Raw genomic sequence first — 13,133 nt, 5'->3', positions numbered from 1 at the left:
TTTACAAATTAGAGTTGAGCGATAGGTCTATTAAAGTACAAACGGATAATTTATCTAAAGCCAATGCAACACTTCCCCAAGACCAGCCTACACCAAACCCCGACAGAACTAGTTTATTTTTTCGGGTAAGCAGTTCTTCAGAAAGAGACAGGCATAAGGCTAATGGGATCGATGCAGAACTCGTATTACCCACTTTTCGCATAGATATAATCACTTGCTCTTCGGCGAATCCGACTTTATCACCTAATCGCTTTAACATCATTTCATTTGCTTGGTGCATTACGCAGAAATCAACTTCATTCACTTGCCATTTTTTTTCAAATAAGCATGATTGAATTGATTTTGGAACTTCTCTTAGGGTAAATACAAAAACTTGCATACCATCCATAAACAGTTCGAATTTTTCATCAGGTTTTTTTGCGCCTCCGAAAGGCTGAATCAGATAAGGAGTGCCAGCACCATCAGTTCCAAGGGAAAAAACCATGTCATCACAATCTTTGCAATTCTCAATCGCAATCGCACTAACAGCATCTCCAAACAGTGCAGAAACTGAACGATTATTTTCACTATATTGTTGACTGGTTGTATCACCGACCACAAGTAAAGCTTTGCTCCGCGGTAAAGTATTTAATAACTGTGATATTTGCCACAGTCCATATACAAAACCGGAACATCCCAAATTAATATCAAAAGCCAAAGTGTTTTTATCTAAACCAAGTCTATGCTGGAGTTGTACAGCATTACCAGGCAAAGGATAATCCGGCGTTTGAGTGACAAAAAGAAGAATAGCGATGTCATCCTCAGCCCAATCCATACTGCTTAGAAGTAACTCACAAGCCTTATTGGCAAGATCTAGGGCTGTTTGCCCCTGACTGACAACACGTTTCGATTCAATCCCTGTAGCAGCAACAATACGCGCCATTTCTTGCGAGTCTTGAGAAGAAACGGCGTCTCGGTTCAACTTTTCTGTTTCGGGTAGTACAGATACTATTCCAGAGATAGTAACATTTTTAACTCGAGTGACTGTCATCAATATTCCTAAAATTTGCCTTATAAGCAAGAAGTTAGAGTGTTTCCAAAACAAGTTTGGTACTTTCAAGCTATATTATTCAATGTTATAGTTAAAACCAATACCCATTCTTACTTCAACAAGGTTATTTATGGAAGCCGTGATCAAATCAGTCAAAATTGCAGGAATGCAAGCTGCCGTGCCTCCCCATAGGCATTCCTATGTTGAAACTCCTGAGATCTTTACTCAAGAAGAAGCAGATAAAATATATGCTAGCACAGGTATACATAGTCGCAGGATTTTACCTCCACATCTTTGTGCATCTGATATGTGTATTGCTGCCGCACAGGTTTTACTTCAACGCTTGAACTGGTCACCAGAATCGGTGGATGTTCTCATTTACGTATCGCAAGATGCCGACTATGCACTTCCCGCAACAGCCTGCTTAATTCAAAACAGATTAGGACTTCCAACTTCTTCTGCATGCCTTGATGTTAGTTTAGGTTGTTCCGGTTTTGTCTATGGAACTTGGATCGCTAGTCAGTTACTAAACAGCTCAAATGGTAAGCGTGCTTTAGTACTTTGTGGAGATACATCAAGCCGACATCTACTCCCTGAAGATCGCGGTACGCTTCCTTTGTTTGGTGATGCAGGAGTAGCTACTGCACTTGAATATGATGAGAATTGGCCTGATTCATATGCGATTTTTGGGACAGATGGCACTGGTGGACAGCATATTGCCGTAAAAGCGGGCGGAAGGCGTAATCCTACCATGCCAGAATTAACGCCAAGATCAGAAGAAGAAGAAAAACAACTCTATAATGACTCTCGTCTATATCTTAATGGAGCGGCTGTATTTTCATTCACATTGAAAGTCGTACCTCAACTCGTAAAAGATACCCTTAGATTAGCCAATCTAATGGTTGATGAGCTCGATATGGTTGTTATGCATCAAGCCAACCAGTTTATCCTCGAACACCTCAGAAAAAAATCAAAAATCCAGGGTGATAAGTATCTGATAGATATGAAAGATTTTGGCAATACTTCAAGCGCATCAGTGCCATTAGCCATATGTCATAAGCTTCAACATTTTTTTGATAATCAAACTAAAAAGGTAATGTTAGGAGGATTTGGTGTTGGTTGGTCTTGGGGAGCAATAATCACGGATATAGGCCCCATTGTGTCGCCAGAAATAATTGAAATTGAAGATGATTTCGAGCCACTTTCTTTGGTGCAACAATAAAAATGAATATGAAGAATAAGCAATACCTAGTTACAGGCGCTGCAATTGACTCTGAAATAGGCTTTGCCATCTGCCAAAAATTGGATGCTGAAGGTGCTAAACTAATTCTTGTAGGTCGTAGAGAAGAGCCCTTACAACAAACAAAAGCACAATTAGGCAACGAGCATTATGTGATTCCGTTCGATCTGAGCCAACTGGATGATATCAATTCTCTCGCAATGACCATCGTTGAAAAATATGGACCGATCGATGGGTTTATTCACAACGCTAGTTTTCAAGGATACAGTCCGCTTCGAAATATTTCCCCAAAACAGATCAGAGATTATTTCGACATTAACTTTTCCGCAGCAGTTATGCTTACAGCCGCTTTTTCTCGCCAAAAATACTTTGTGCCAGGGGCAAGCTTTGTTTATATTGGATCAGCAGCGGGTCAACGAGGGTTAAAAGCACGCACTTTATATGCAGCATCAAAAGCAGCACTTACCTCACTGACCAAATCGGCAGCATTAGAACTTGCATCAAAATCAATAAGGGTTAATTGTGTTGCTCCAGCAATTGTAAAAGGAGCAAAATCAAATAAGCAATTTTTAACAATTGGAGAACAGCAAACATCAATGCTTCTCGCTTCGCATCCGCTGGGTTTAAGTGAACCGGAGGATGTTGCTAACTGCGTATATTTTTTATTAAGTGATATGAGTAACAAGATTACGGGAAGTACTCTCGCGGTAGACGGTGGCTTTCTTGCAGGCTAAACCTCTATGTGTTTTTTATGGTAATAGTAGCCATAAAATTGGTGCTGGGCATATCATGCGCTTATTTGCACTTGCTCAAGCTGCTAAAGCTTATTTCCAAATACTTTTTATCTATAAAACCTGTCCAGATGCTTTATTAGATAAACTTAAAGAAGAAGGATTCTCAACCCGAATTCTTTCCTCGCCGCTTGCTTTTAACGAGTTATCATCCTTTTCTGCGTCAGTTATCTTTATAGACGATTATGATCTAACATCAGATGAATGGCACACATTAGAACAGCTAAAATTATTTAAAGTTAAGCTTGATGATGGATTAGACTGCTCAAAGTATTTTGTTGACCTAGTGATAAATCCTGCACCAAATGCCAATTTAGAAAGTTACGCCAAACGTTTTCCATCTTCCCAATTTTGTTTAGGTCCAAAATATACATATCTTAGAAAAGAGTTCTCAATATGTTCTTTTAAACCACTCAATGAAAGAAAAAATATACTTATTACATTAGGTGGTACTGATAGTAAATCCCTCGCGTACCCTTTATCAAAGAGTTTGCTATCCCGTCTTCCAGGGACAACAATTCAACTACTATTAGGAAAACAGCATCAAGATCAGTTAAATTTAGAACAATTACAACAACAATATAGCAATTTTAGCTTAATTTATAATCCAGCATCTGTAGCAAGTATCATGGTAGAAGCCGGATTAGCGATATCAGCTGCAGGGGGGACTCTTGGAGAGCTGGCATCGATGGGAGTTCCTACAATCGCATTGATAACTGTAGATAATCAAACACCTGCATTAGAGTCGCCGTTAAACAACACTTGGTATTTTGCTATCGATCTCAGATCTGCCTGTACGTCGGAAGTAAAATGCAAAAGAACATTTTCTTTGCTTGACAAAGTATCTGAAGAAGCCACCAATCTCTGGCATGATATATGCAAAAGAGAAAATATGAGTGAGCAAGCTCGCCAATTAATTGACTCTAAAGGCTGCCAACGTATTATCCAGAAACTACTTATAGGCTTAAAAACTGAGCAGGAACAGCAATGATTACCACGGAATCACTACATCCAGTATATTACTACGCCACTAATACATTTGAACAAGAAAAGTTCGCAGTATTCGAGAATAACTGGATTTTTGTTGGCTTTAGAGATGAACTATCAAAGAATAATGATTTTATCACGATTACAATTGGTAATACGCCGATTCTTGTTCAAAACTTCAATGGCGAACTTTCTGCACTATTGAATATATGCAGTCACAGAAAAGCTAAACTTCAACAAGAAAAAAAAGGGAACCGCTCACTAATATGCCCATATCATTGCTGGAGTTACAAAAGCAATGGATCATTAGCAGGTGTTCCACAAAATAAAACAGATTTTGGGTTAAATGAGACAACAAAAAAACATTTATCTCTTAAAAAATTCGCCCTCGAGCGTTGTGGTGAACTGCTTTTCGTTAGAGTAAGTCAAACGGGTCCCTCTTTATCAGAATTTTTAGGACCGTACTTTTCTATATTAGAAACAATATCAACAGATTTTAATGATCATATTCAAGAAGGAATTTATAGCTGGAAAACGAACTGGAAATTAGCTTGCGAGACTGTTTTAGAAGTTTATCATGTTGCAGGTACTCATCCAGAAACTTTTGCAAAATTTGCTAGAGCAGAATGTGAAATTCATTATTTCAACGGGCATTCCACAGGCAATACGCCGTTACAAGAAGCGACCCATAAATGGTGGAATGGCGCGAGAAAACATTTGAAAATTAACCCACATGATAAATTTGATGAGTATAATCATTTTTTTATTTACCCGAATCTTGCCATTGGGTTAACAAATGGTTCACTCATGTCATTACAAACTTATGAACCTGTAGATTCAGTAACTACCCTTTTAAATTTCCGTTTGAGGATGATAAATCCACCAAGCGAAATTAAATCAAGTGAAGCATTAAAAGCTGCAGTTTGTATGAACTTCACAAAATTTAATCATACTATTTTAGAAGAAGACAGAATTGTAGCTGAATCTTGCCAAAGCAATATGACCTGTAATAATACTCCAGGCTTACTCGGTAAATGCGAAGACCGAATCCGTCACTTTCATAGTGCTTGGAGGGAGGATATAAATAAACCTACTGGAATTATAAAGCATGTTTAAGCCAAATATATTCATTCAAGGCAGAGAAATCAGTTCTCTTAAACCACCTTATGTGATTGCCGAATTATCAGGTAATCATAAAGGAGATCTATCTCAAGCACTTACCATGATAGATAGGGCTGCCTCAACAGGTGTAGATGCTATCAAGATTCAAACTTATAGTGCTGAAACAATAACACTTAACCACAATGGCCCTGAATTTAGGTTAGAAGGTGGGCTTTGGGCGGGTCGTACTCTCTATGATTTATATCAAGAAGCTCACACACCATGGGAATGGCATGAAGAATTATTTCAGCGAGCAAAAAAAAATAACATAACGTTATTTTCATCTCCATTTGATAAGACTGCCATTGACTTACTTGAATCACTTAACTGCCCTGCATATAAAGTTGCATCATTTGAAATTAATGACATTGGATTAATCACTGCTATAGCCAAAACAGGTAAACCAATAATTATGTCAACGGGGCTTGCTACACTAGAAGAGATCAATGAGGCCGTAACCGCCATTGCGAATGCTGGAGGCACTCAACTTGCTTTATTACACTGTATTAGTGGCTACCCAACTCCAATTGAAGATTGTAACTTGAGAACCATTTCCGATTTATGTCAAAGATTCGACTTCCCTATTGGTCTAAGTGACCACACGGTCGACAATACTGCCGCAATTACAGCAGTAGCTCTAGGTGCATCTATCATAGAAAAGCATTTTACACTTGATAAAACAGATGGTTCAGTTGATGCTGCTTTTTCGCTAGAACCAGATGAGTTTATTCTACTTAAGCAGGAAACCACTAAAGTCTATAGCGCTATTGGGATGGCATGTTATGATATAAAACCCAGTGAGCAAGGAGGACGGGAATACAGACGTTCATTATATGTTTGCAAAAATATCAAAAAAGGCGAGATATTTACTGAACAAAATGTTCGCTCAGTGCGTCCGGCAAAGGGATTACATACTCGTTATTTGCCACAGGTTTTAGGACAACAGGCCGTAATGGATATCCCTTTTGGTACAGCGCTATCGGAACAACACCTAAGCATTCCTCTTAAAAAGGCACCTTAAAATGCCAAAAGTGATATGTATAAGCCAAGCAAGAATGGGTTCTAGTCGATTACCTGGCAAAGTGTTAGCGATGATCAATGGTAAACCAATGCTCGAATATCATGTTTCACGAGTGCATGAATCTACACTCATTGATCATCATATAATTGCCACAACGGATAGTGAACGTGATCACCCTATTGTCGATTTTTGTATAGAGAATAATCATCTTTTCTTTTGTGGGAACGAAGACGATGTGCTTTCGCGATTTTATCTGGCAGCGCTTCAGTTAAATGCTCAACCTGAAGATATTATTATTAGATTAACAGCTGACTGCCCACTTGTTTCGGGACAACTAATCGACGAAACAGTGTTGATGCATTTGAAAGGCGCTAGCAATCAATACACACATGTTAGCTTAGATTACTTCCCTCGTGGCTTTGACGTTGAAGTCTTCAGTATGGAGAATCTTACTAAGGCGTATAACTTTGCAACTAAACCAGCAGAGCGAGAACATGTAACGCTATACCTATACAGTCAACCCAACATGACGATCGTACCGATTGAGTCAGGTGACGTAAAATGGAGCCAATACCGTCTCTGTGTAGACGAAGCAGATGATTTAGAGCTAATAAATCAATTAATCAATAAGTTAGGTAAAGACTGGTTGCATTCGAGCCCTGAAAAGATCTGTAATTTGTTAGCCTCGCACCCAGAAATAGCCTTGCTTAACTCTGGTGTAATACAAAAAACAGTCCATTAAACTCAAAAGTTTTGGTTTTAGGCCGATAGAAAAATATTCTCCTATACAATAAAGCAAAAGAAGGTAAATACTATGAACAAGCAAGAATTTTTAAATCAACTTGAAGAAATTTTAGAACTAGACACCAATACACTTAAAGGAAATGAAGTATTACTGGATATAGAACAATGGGATTCATTAGCATTTTTAAGCATTATCGCTATGGCAGATGAACATTTTGACATTGTCATTCAAGGTGACAAATTGGAACAAATCAAGACTGTAGATGATCTTGTTGCACTAGTACAAGAGCATCTATCTGTTTAAGGTTTATAGCCATGACGTTAAACAATCCCATGGATTTAAGTGGGAAACGTATTTTAGTCACAGGAGCATCCAAAGGAATTGGTCGTGCCTGTGCTATATTACTATCCCAACTTGGCGCTCGAGTTGTTCTCAATGGACGCCAAGTTGAGCAACTTAATCAAACCCTAGCGTTAATGTCAGGCGAAGGCCATTCAATTGCAGTGTTTGATATGGCAAAAACCGACGAGCTATATGACTGGTTTAAATCTTTAACTAAGACCGAAGGTTACTTTGATTGTTTTGTGCACTGCGCAGGAATTCAAGAAACAAAACCGATACGCCTATTCGACCAAGCATTTTTTGACCAAACTATGCACGTAAATCTTGCCAGTGCTATGGCTATAGCCAAAGGATTTCGCACGAAGCGTGATAGAAGCAAACAGGGTTCTATCGTGTTTGTATCATCTATAGCAGGCCTTATTGGCCAGACTGGTAATACAATCTACGGAGCGAGTAAAGCGGGTTTAATGTCACTTACGCGTGGATTAGCAATGGAATTACTTAGAGATAATATTAGAGTTAACTGTGTTGCTCCTGCATTAATAGCCACTGAAATGGCACAGCGAACTAAAGAGAATATGACTGAATCTCAATTCCAACATATGTTAGACCAACATCCGATGGGTATTGGACAACCAGAAGACGTAGCTAATGCTGTCGCCTTTCTGATAAGTGATGCGGCAAAATGGATTAATGCGATAACATTGCCGGTAGAGGGTGGTTATCTTGCAAACTAAGAAGTAAAGCATGGCACTAAACTTTAAGCGTATAGATGAAACAGATGCTGAATTATTATTGAAATGGCGTACAACGCCAGAGATAACAAAGCATATGTTCACAGATCTAGTCGAACCATCGATCGAGAAACAACGAACTTGGATAAGGTCTTTAAAAGATCGCAAAGACTACCGAGGTTACATGATTCAAGATGACGGTTCATCAATAGGTTTTTTATGCTTCAGTGACATTGATTATTTCCATCGACGTTGTAGTACAGGTTCGTATATCTATGAACGGCATGCGAGACTAAAATATGGTGTGACAATGCATACTTATATTTGTAATTATGTTTTTCACCAGTTAAATTTTAACAAGATTGTCAACCATGTTTTAGATGCTAATGACAAAGTGGTCAAGTTGCAAAAGTTGCATAAAACTAGACTTGTAGGCCAACTAAAGCAGCATATTTTTAAAAATGGCCAGTTTTTAGACGTTTACATTTTCGAACAACTTAGAGAAGATTGGATTAATCAAAAACAACATTTCACATTAGATAAAATATCAAAATCATTTAATGACTGGAACTCTGCATGAAAAACCTAAAGAATTTAATAATAGAAGAGACTCGTAAAATTATCACGGAAAAGGGTGTTGACTGCCCAACAATAACCCTCAATAGCGAGTTTTTAAATGACTTACCTATGGATTCATTAGATCTAGCAACTTTGATAGTTTCATTAGAAATTTCAACTGGTTTAGATCCATTTAGAGACGGTTTTAAAACCTTCCATACTGTTAATGAACTGATTAATCTTTACACAGAGGCGAATTCTTAATGTTTGAACAAAATGGTAAATTCAATCTAATTGAAAACAATGTTACCTATACTTTAGATAAGATTGTTGAGTTACCATATAATAAAGATTTAACCTCTATAGTAGTTAATTGTTCCTCCGATAATGAAAAACTCGTATCAAAAATGCTTCACGCCCTTTATGTTGGACAGCATCTTGATATACCAGTAATTTTTAACAGAACTAATCAACAGATTAACTTCCATAATATCCCAAAAAAATTTTCTGTCGGATTATTTACTTCAGGTACAACAGGTACACCAAAGCTAATATTCCATCTATTGAGTGATCTATTACCAAGAACTAACCAATCAATAAATAATTTTAGGTGGCTTTTGTGCTATCACCCAATGAGCTTTGCTGGTCTACAGGTTATATTACAAGCTGTTATTTCAAATAATGTGCTTGTCGTTGATGTAGATGCAAACGTGACTAAAAAAGCTCAACTTGCATGCCAATATAATATTGACGCTATCAGCGCAACTCCATCATTAATACGAAGTTTGTTGCTGTCATGGACGAAACAACTTCCACCACTTAAAACCATCACTTTAGGTGGTGAAATTGCGACTCAAGCAATTCTAGATGCCCTAAAAAGTACATTCCCAGATGCTAAATTAAGACACATCTATGCAACAACTGAAGCCGGTGTAGTTTTCACAGTAAAAGATGGAATTGCAGGATTTCCATTAGAGTGGAGAAACTCACATTTAAATGGATGGGAATTAACTTTTGATGAGTCATTAGTTCTACATAAAAAAGATATCACAATTAAAACAGGCGATACAGTAAAAATAATTGGCAATCGTGTATATTTTATTGGCAGAGAAGACAACATTGTCAATATCGGCGGTGTTAAAGTTAATCTAGAAGATATTGAACAAAAAATCCTTTCATTAGATGAAGTCATCGACGCAAGAGTCTATGCCAAGAGCAACCCTATCACAAATGCGATTGTTTGTGCCGAAATTGCCACACACGATGAATCCAAAGCGAGAGCAGCATTAGCCACTCTAAATAATAATTTAGACAATGCAGCAAAGCCTCGCATTGTAACCTTCGTAACAAATATCTCTTTGACTGAAGCAGGAAAGAAATTAAGGAAAGTATAATGAAGCATGTTATTGTGACAGGCGGAAGTAAAGGACTTGGACTAGCGATTGTTAAGTACCTTCTTTCCGAAAACTATACAGTTTCAACTTGTAGCCGAGAAAGAAACTCCGCAATTGATGAATTACTTTCCCAATATTCAACTTTTCAATGGTTTCAAGTCGAAATAGGTAACGCAGAACAAACTGCTGAATTTGTTAGAAAAGCATGTACCTGGGCTAATGAAGCCAAACTTTGGGGGGTTATTAATAATGCAGGTATCGCAAAGGAAGGGATTTTAGCAACATTTCCTAATATAGAGACTGATTCTTTATTACAAATAAATTTACATGGTGCTATTTATTTAGCTCGCGAGGCCCTACGTATATTTTTAAGTCAAAATAGTGCAGGAAGAATTATAAACATTAGTTCCATTATTGGAAGCCGTGGTTATACCGGTCTAGCCGCATACTCTGCATCAAAAGCAGGATTAGATGGTTTAACAAGAGCACTGGCTAGAGAAAATGGACGACGAAATATAACTGTTAATTCTATTGCCCCTGGATATTTAGATACCGAAATGTCATCTACTCTAAGTGACAAAAAACGCGAGCAAATTATTCGTCGGACACCAATGCACAGACTTGGTAATGTGGATGACATAACACCTCTAGTCGGCTTCTTACTATCCGATGGTGCATCCTTTATTACTGGCCAGACTATTACTATTGATGGCGGAATTACAAATTAGGATACCAACATGTATAGAATCAAGTGTCAACTATGTGGAAAATCAGAATGGACTGATTTTTCTGAAATTACTTTTGGTCTCTGGCATCAAGTTTCTCACAGTTTAGAGCGCCAATCTAACAAATATCCTCTATCAAGATGTAATGATTGTGGACATGTTCAAGTTAGCATTGAATATACTCAATCTCTGTTTGACCAACTTTATTTTCATTCCGCGCAAGAAGCCGTCATGTGGGATGAGGAACATGTAATATCGAATGTTCCCTATATGGACATGCTTAATTTTTCTTCCCCACTTATCTTACCTAATGTCATCGTAGACTTTGGCTGCGGAGACGGAAAGTTGTTAAAAGTAGCAAGAGAAATATACCCTACTAGCACTTTAATTGGTATCGACTTTAATAATCGATGTGATAATGAATCGTTCGAATACATTTCATTCAATTTAAATAAATTAACTAATCTTAATAATTCATATTGGACAGATGGTATTGATTTTGCAGTGGCATCTCATATTCTAGAACATGTCTTAGACCCTATTTCATTTCTAACAGAAATAGGAAAGAGACTTAAAAAAGAAGGAACATTGTTTGTTGAGGTCCCTGATTTCTCATTAGAACATCCTGACACTTCAATAGGAATGAGTAACTTAGTCAATCTTCAGCACATTCATTACTTTACTTTAGATTCATTGGCCTTGGCGGCCAAGACTTCTGGTTTGAAATTAATTAAATATCAACAGTTCAGTACTGGTTATATCCCTAGATTGCAAGTTTTATTAAAGAGAAATGATTCAAGCTCTGACGAACTACTTCTTCCGAAAAATAGTCCAGATCCCTCAAGTGTAATAGTTAAATATCAATCTAAGTGTAAAAGCTTGCGTTTAAATCTAGCAGAATGCTTAATTAAATCAGTACAAGAGGAAGGAAAATGTGGATTATGGGGTATAGGTGCAGATTTTTGCGCCTTATTGAATGAGAATCCAGAGTTAGATATTCTCATCTCACAGAAGAAGCTCGTGTTATTTGACTACAATCTGAAAGAATATTTTTATAAAAACAATATCATACAATGTAGTTCTGAGATAGAAAAATTTCCATATTCGGTTTACATGTGTCCACTACTCGCAGAGACAAGATTAAAAATGAGAGAAGTGAGTTCTAAATTAAATAACGTTAAAGATACATTTTTATCAAGGAATGATTAATGCTGCAATCTAATGAAGTGGTTAACTGTGCCATTTGCCAGAAATGTGATTGGAACATTTTAGCTACACTAAAATCTGGCATTTGGGATACTAATAGTATTGATATTAGTCGTATTAATATTAATTTTCATATAGGAAATTGTAGAAATTGTAATCACGTACAAATTATCACTCCCTATACGATAGATACTTTCAAAATATTATACTTTTCAAATAATGCAGAACCTGACATGTGGTGTGAATCTTCTTTAGAAAACTCTCCATATGCGCAGATGTATGAATTTATAAATGAGTATGTGCGGGATGGATTGCATATTGCTGATTTCGGAGCTGGCTCGGGAGTAACTCTGAAACTAATTAATGAGAGAGTTAATAATTCAACTCTGACTAGCATAGACTTTCATGATTATACTCAATCGGATTCAATTAATCATATTAAAGCTGATCTAAACAATCTAAGTGATATATCTTCTTATTTTAAAAATAATCCAATACAGATAGCGATAAGTACTCATGTATTAGAACACATTGTTAATCCTATTGAATATTTAAACAACATTGCTAAATACTTGGATGTCGGAGGTTTAATTTTCATTGAGGTTCCGGATTGCAAGCCAAAACTTAGTGTACAAAATATAGCCTCCACGAATATCGTTCACGGCCAACACATTCACTACTATACGTTAGATTCTTTAGATGTTATAGCTCATCTTGCAGGATTAAAGATAATAAAGTCGAATCAATTAGTTAGTGGAAATATTCCAAGATTACAAGTGCTTCTCAAAAAATATACTACAAGACATGATATCATAAGAAAAATTAATCCTTGTGCTGATATTTTGGTTATCGATAGATTCACACAGTATACTGAACATCAAAAAAATTTATATAACTTAATTATTAGTAGCTTAAAAGATAACAAAGTTGTTAATCTCTGGGGTGTAGGAGGAGACTTTTACAACCTTATAACAAGCTATAGTGATTTAATTCAATATATAGAATCAAAAAACATATTGCTTTATGATTATAGCCTTGCCAATCATCAGTTTTTAGGACAAAAAATATTATCGAGTACTGTTTTAAAAGATAGCGAGCTTGAGGTGATTTTAACTCCTATCTATGATCCAACAAGAGAAAGAATGAAAAAAATCTCTCGTAATTGGTCATCAATAATAATAGACCCTTACGAATAATAA

15 protein-coding genes are annotated in these 13,133 nt (G+C 36.8%); 14 read left to right on the top strand and 1 reads right to left on the bottom strand.

Annotation, left to right across the window (positions count from 1 at the left end; all coding sequences use genetic code 11):
- Window position 1: 1 nt before the first annotated feature.
- On the bottom strand, window positions 2-1,030 hold the full coding sequence (locus EYR25_RS05790) for a ketoacyl-ACP synthase III (protein WP_023267100.1): 1,029 nt from the start codon (window positions 1,028-1,030) through the stop codon (window positions 2-4).
- A 130-nt stretch (window positions 1,031-1,160) separates the two neighbouring features.
- Here EYR25_RS05790 and EYR25_RS05785 point away from each other — a divergent pair, with 130 nt between their 5' ends.
- The 14 genes from EYR25_RS05785 (at window position 1,161) to EYR25_RS05720 (ending at window position 13,130) form a co-directional block, all read left to right on the top strand.
- Window positions 1,161-2,252, top strand: coding sequence for a 3-oxoacyl-ACP synthase III family protein (locus tag EYR25_RS05785; protein ID WP_023267099.1), 1,092 nt, complete (start codon window positions 1,161-1,163; stop codon window positions 2,250-2,252).
- Between the two features lie 2 nt (window positions 2,253-2,254).
- On the top strand, window positions 2,255-3,004 hold the full coding sequence (locus tag EYR25_RS05780) for an SDR family NAD(P)-dependent oxidoreductase (protein WP_133178816.1): 750 nt from the start codon (window positions 2,255-2,257) through the stop codon (window positions 3,002-3,004).
- The gene (gene pseG, locus EYR25_RS05775; RefSeq protein ID WP_133178815.1) at window positions 2,994-4,052 is read left to right on the top strand and encodes a UDP-2,4-diacetamido-2,4,6-trideoxy-beta-L-altropyranose hydrolase; all 1,059 of its coding nucleotides are present in this window, start codon (window positions 2,994-2,996) and stop codon (window positions 4,050-4,052) included. Before EYR25_RS05780 ends, pseG begins: the two co-directional genes overlap by 11 nt.
- Window positions 4,049-5,164 carry an aromatic ring-hydroxylating oxygenase subunit alpha gene (locus EYR25_RS05770; RefSeq protein ID WP_133178814.1) on the top strand — a complete coding sequence of 372 codons (1,116 nt, stop codon included), beginning with the start codon at window positions 4,049-4,051 and terminating at the stop codon, window positions 5,162-5,164. Before pseG ends, EYR25_RS05770 begins: the two co-directional genes overlap by 4 nt.
- Window positions 5,157-6,230, top strand: coding sequence for a pseudaminic acid synthase (gene pseI, locus EYR25_RS05765; RefSeq protein WP_133178813.1), 1,074 nt, complete (start codon window positions 5,157-5,159; stop codon window positions 6,228-6,230). The genes EYR25_RS05770 and pseI overlap by 8 nt, the downstream gene beginning before the upstream one ends.
- A 1-nt stretch (window position 6,231) precedes the next feature.
- Window positions 6,232-6,972, top strand: coding sequence for a cytidylyltransferase domain-containing protein (locus tag EYR25_RS05760; protein ID WP_133178812.1), 741 nt, complete (start codon window positions 6,232-6,234; stop codon window positions 6,970-6,972).
- A gap of 72 nt (window positions 6,973-7,044) precedes the next feature.
- On the top strand, window positions 7,045-7,278 hold the full coding sequence (locus EYR25_RS05755) for an acyl carrier protein (protein ID WP_023267093.1): 234 nt from the start codon (window positions 7,045-7,047) through the stop codon (window positions 7,276-7,278).
- 11 nt (window positions 7,279-7,289) lie between these two features.
- Window positions 7,290-8,054, top strand: a complete 765-nt coding sequence (locus EYR25_RS05750; protein ID WP_133178811.1) for an SDR family NAD(P)-dependent oxidoreductase — start codon at window positions 7,290-7,292, stop codon at window positions 8,052-8,054.
- A 10-nt stretch (window positions 8,055-8,064) separates the two neighbouring features.
- The gene (gene pseH, locus EYR25_RS05745; RefSeq protein WP_023267091.1) at window positions 8,065-8,631 is read left to right on the top strand and encodes a UDP-4-amino-4,6-dideoxy-N-acetyl-beta-L-altrosamine N-acetyltransferase; all 567 of its coding nucleotides are present in this window, start codon (window positions 8,065-8,067) and stop codon (window positions 8,629-8,631) included.
- Window positions 8,628-8,873, top strand: coding sequence for an acyl carrier protein (locus EYR25_RS05740; protein WP_133178810.1), 246 nt, complete (start codon window positions 8,628-8,630; stop codon window positions 8,871-8,873). The genes pseH and EYR25_RS05740 overlap by 4 nt, the downstream gene beginning before the upstream one ends.
- Window positions 8,873-10,003 (top strand): AMP-binding protein, encoded by a 1,131-nt coding sequence (locus EYR25_RS05735; RefSeq protein ID WP_133178809.1) that lies wholly within the window; start codon window positions 8,873-8,875, stop codon window positions 10,001-10,003. The genes EYR25_RS05740 and EYR25_RS05735 overlap by 1 nt, the downstream gene beginning before the upstream one ends.
- The gene (locus tag EYR25_RS05730; RefSeq protein ID WP_133178808.1) at window positions 10,003-10,731 is read left to right on the top strand and encodes an SDR family NAD(P)-dependent oxidoreductase; all 729 of its coding nucleotides are present in this window, start codon (window positions 10,003-10,005) and stop codon (window positions 10,729-10,731) included. Before EYR25_RS05735 ends, EYR25_RS05730 begins: the two co-directional genes overlap by 1 nt.
- Before the next feature lie 9 nt (window positions 10,732-10,740).
- Window positions 10,741-11,937, top strand: coding sequence for a class I SAM-dependent methyltransferase (locus tag EYR25_RS05725; RefSeq protein WP_023267087.1), 1,197 nt, complete (start codon window positions 10,741-10,743; stop codon window positions 11,935-11,937).
- Complete coding sequence (locus tag EYR25_RS05720) at window positions 11,937-13,130, top strand: class I SAM-dependent methyltransferase (RefSeq protein WP_133178807.1); 1,194 nt, start codon at window positions 11,937-11,939, stop codon at window positions 13,128-13,130. The genes EYR25_RS05725 and EYR25_RS05720 overlap by 1 nt, the downstream gene beginning before the upstream one ends.
- The last annotated feature ends 3 nt before the right edge of the window (window positions 13,131-13,133 follow it).

The organism is Shewanella decolorationis, from assembly GCF_004354305.1.
Taxonomy (GTDB): domain Bacteria; phylum Pseudomonadota; class Gammaproteobacteria; order Enterobacterales; family Shewanellaceae; genus Shewanella; species Shewanella decolorationis.
This window is presented reverse-complemented; position numbering and strand designations above follow the sequence as displayed.

Excerpts from the sequence above, each read along its gene's own strand:
- EYR25_RS05790 (WP_023267100.1), bottom strand. The coding sequence starts at position 1,030 with ATGACAGTCACTCGAGTTAAAAATGTTACTATCTCTGGAATAGTATCT.
- EYR25_RS05785 (WP_023267099.1), top strand. The coding sequence starts at position 1,161 with ATGGAAGCCGTGATCAAATCAGTCAAAATTGCAGGAATGCAAGCTGCC.
- EYR25_RS05780 (WP_133178816.1), top strand. The coding sequence starts at position 2,255 with ATGAATATGAAGAATAAGCAATACCTAGTTACAGGCGCTGCAATTGAC.
- EYR25_RS05770 (WP_133178814.1), top strand. The coding sequence starts at position 4,049 with ATGATTACCACGGAATCACTACATCCAGTATATTACTACGCCACTAAT.
- pseI (WP_133178813.1), top strand. The coding sequence starts at position 5,157 with ATGTTTAAGCCAAATATATTCATTCAAGGCAGAGAAATCAGTTCTCTT.
- EYR25_RS05760 (WP_133178812.1), top strand. The coding sequence starts at position 6,232 with ATGCCAAAAGTGATATGTATAAGCCAAGCAAGAATGGGTTCTAGTCGA.
- EYR25_RS05755 (WP_023267093.1), top strand. The coding sequence starts at position 7,045 with ATGAACAAGCAAGAATTTTTAAATCAACTTGAAGAAATTTTAGAACTA.
- EYR25_RS05750 (WP_133178811.1), top strand. The coding sequence starts at position 7,290 with ATGACGTTAAACAATCCCATGGATTTAAGTGGGAAACGTATTTTAGTC.
- pseH (WP_023267091.1), top strand. The coding sequence starts at position 8,065 with ATGGCACTAAACTTTAAGCGTATAGATGAAACAGATGCTGAATTATTA.
- EYR25_RS05740 (WP_133178810.1), top strand. The coding sequence starts at position 8,628 with ATGAAAAACCTAAAGAATTTAATAATAGAAGAGACTCGTAAAATTATC.
- EYR25_RS05735 (WP_133178809.1), top strand. The coding sequence starts at position 8,873 with ATGTTTGAACAAAATGGTAAATTCAATCTAATTGAAAACAATGTTACC.
- EYR25_RS05730 (WP_133178808.1), top strand. The coding sequence starts at position 10,003 with ATGAAGCATGTTATTGTGACAGGCGGAAGTAAAGGACTTGGACTAGCG.
- EYR25_RS05725 (WP_023267087.1), top strand. The coding sequence starts at position 10,741 with ATGTATAGAATCAAGTGTCAACTATGTGGAAAATCAGAATGGACTGAT.
- EYR25_RS05720 (WP_133178807.1), top strand. The coding sequence starts at position 11,937 with ATGCTGCAATCTAATGAAGTGGTTAACTGTGCCATTTGCCAGAAATGT.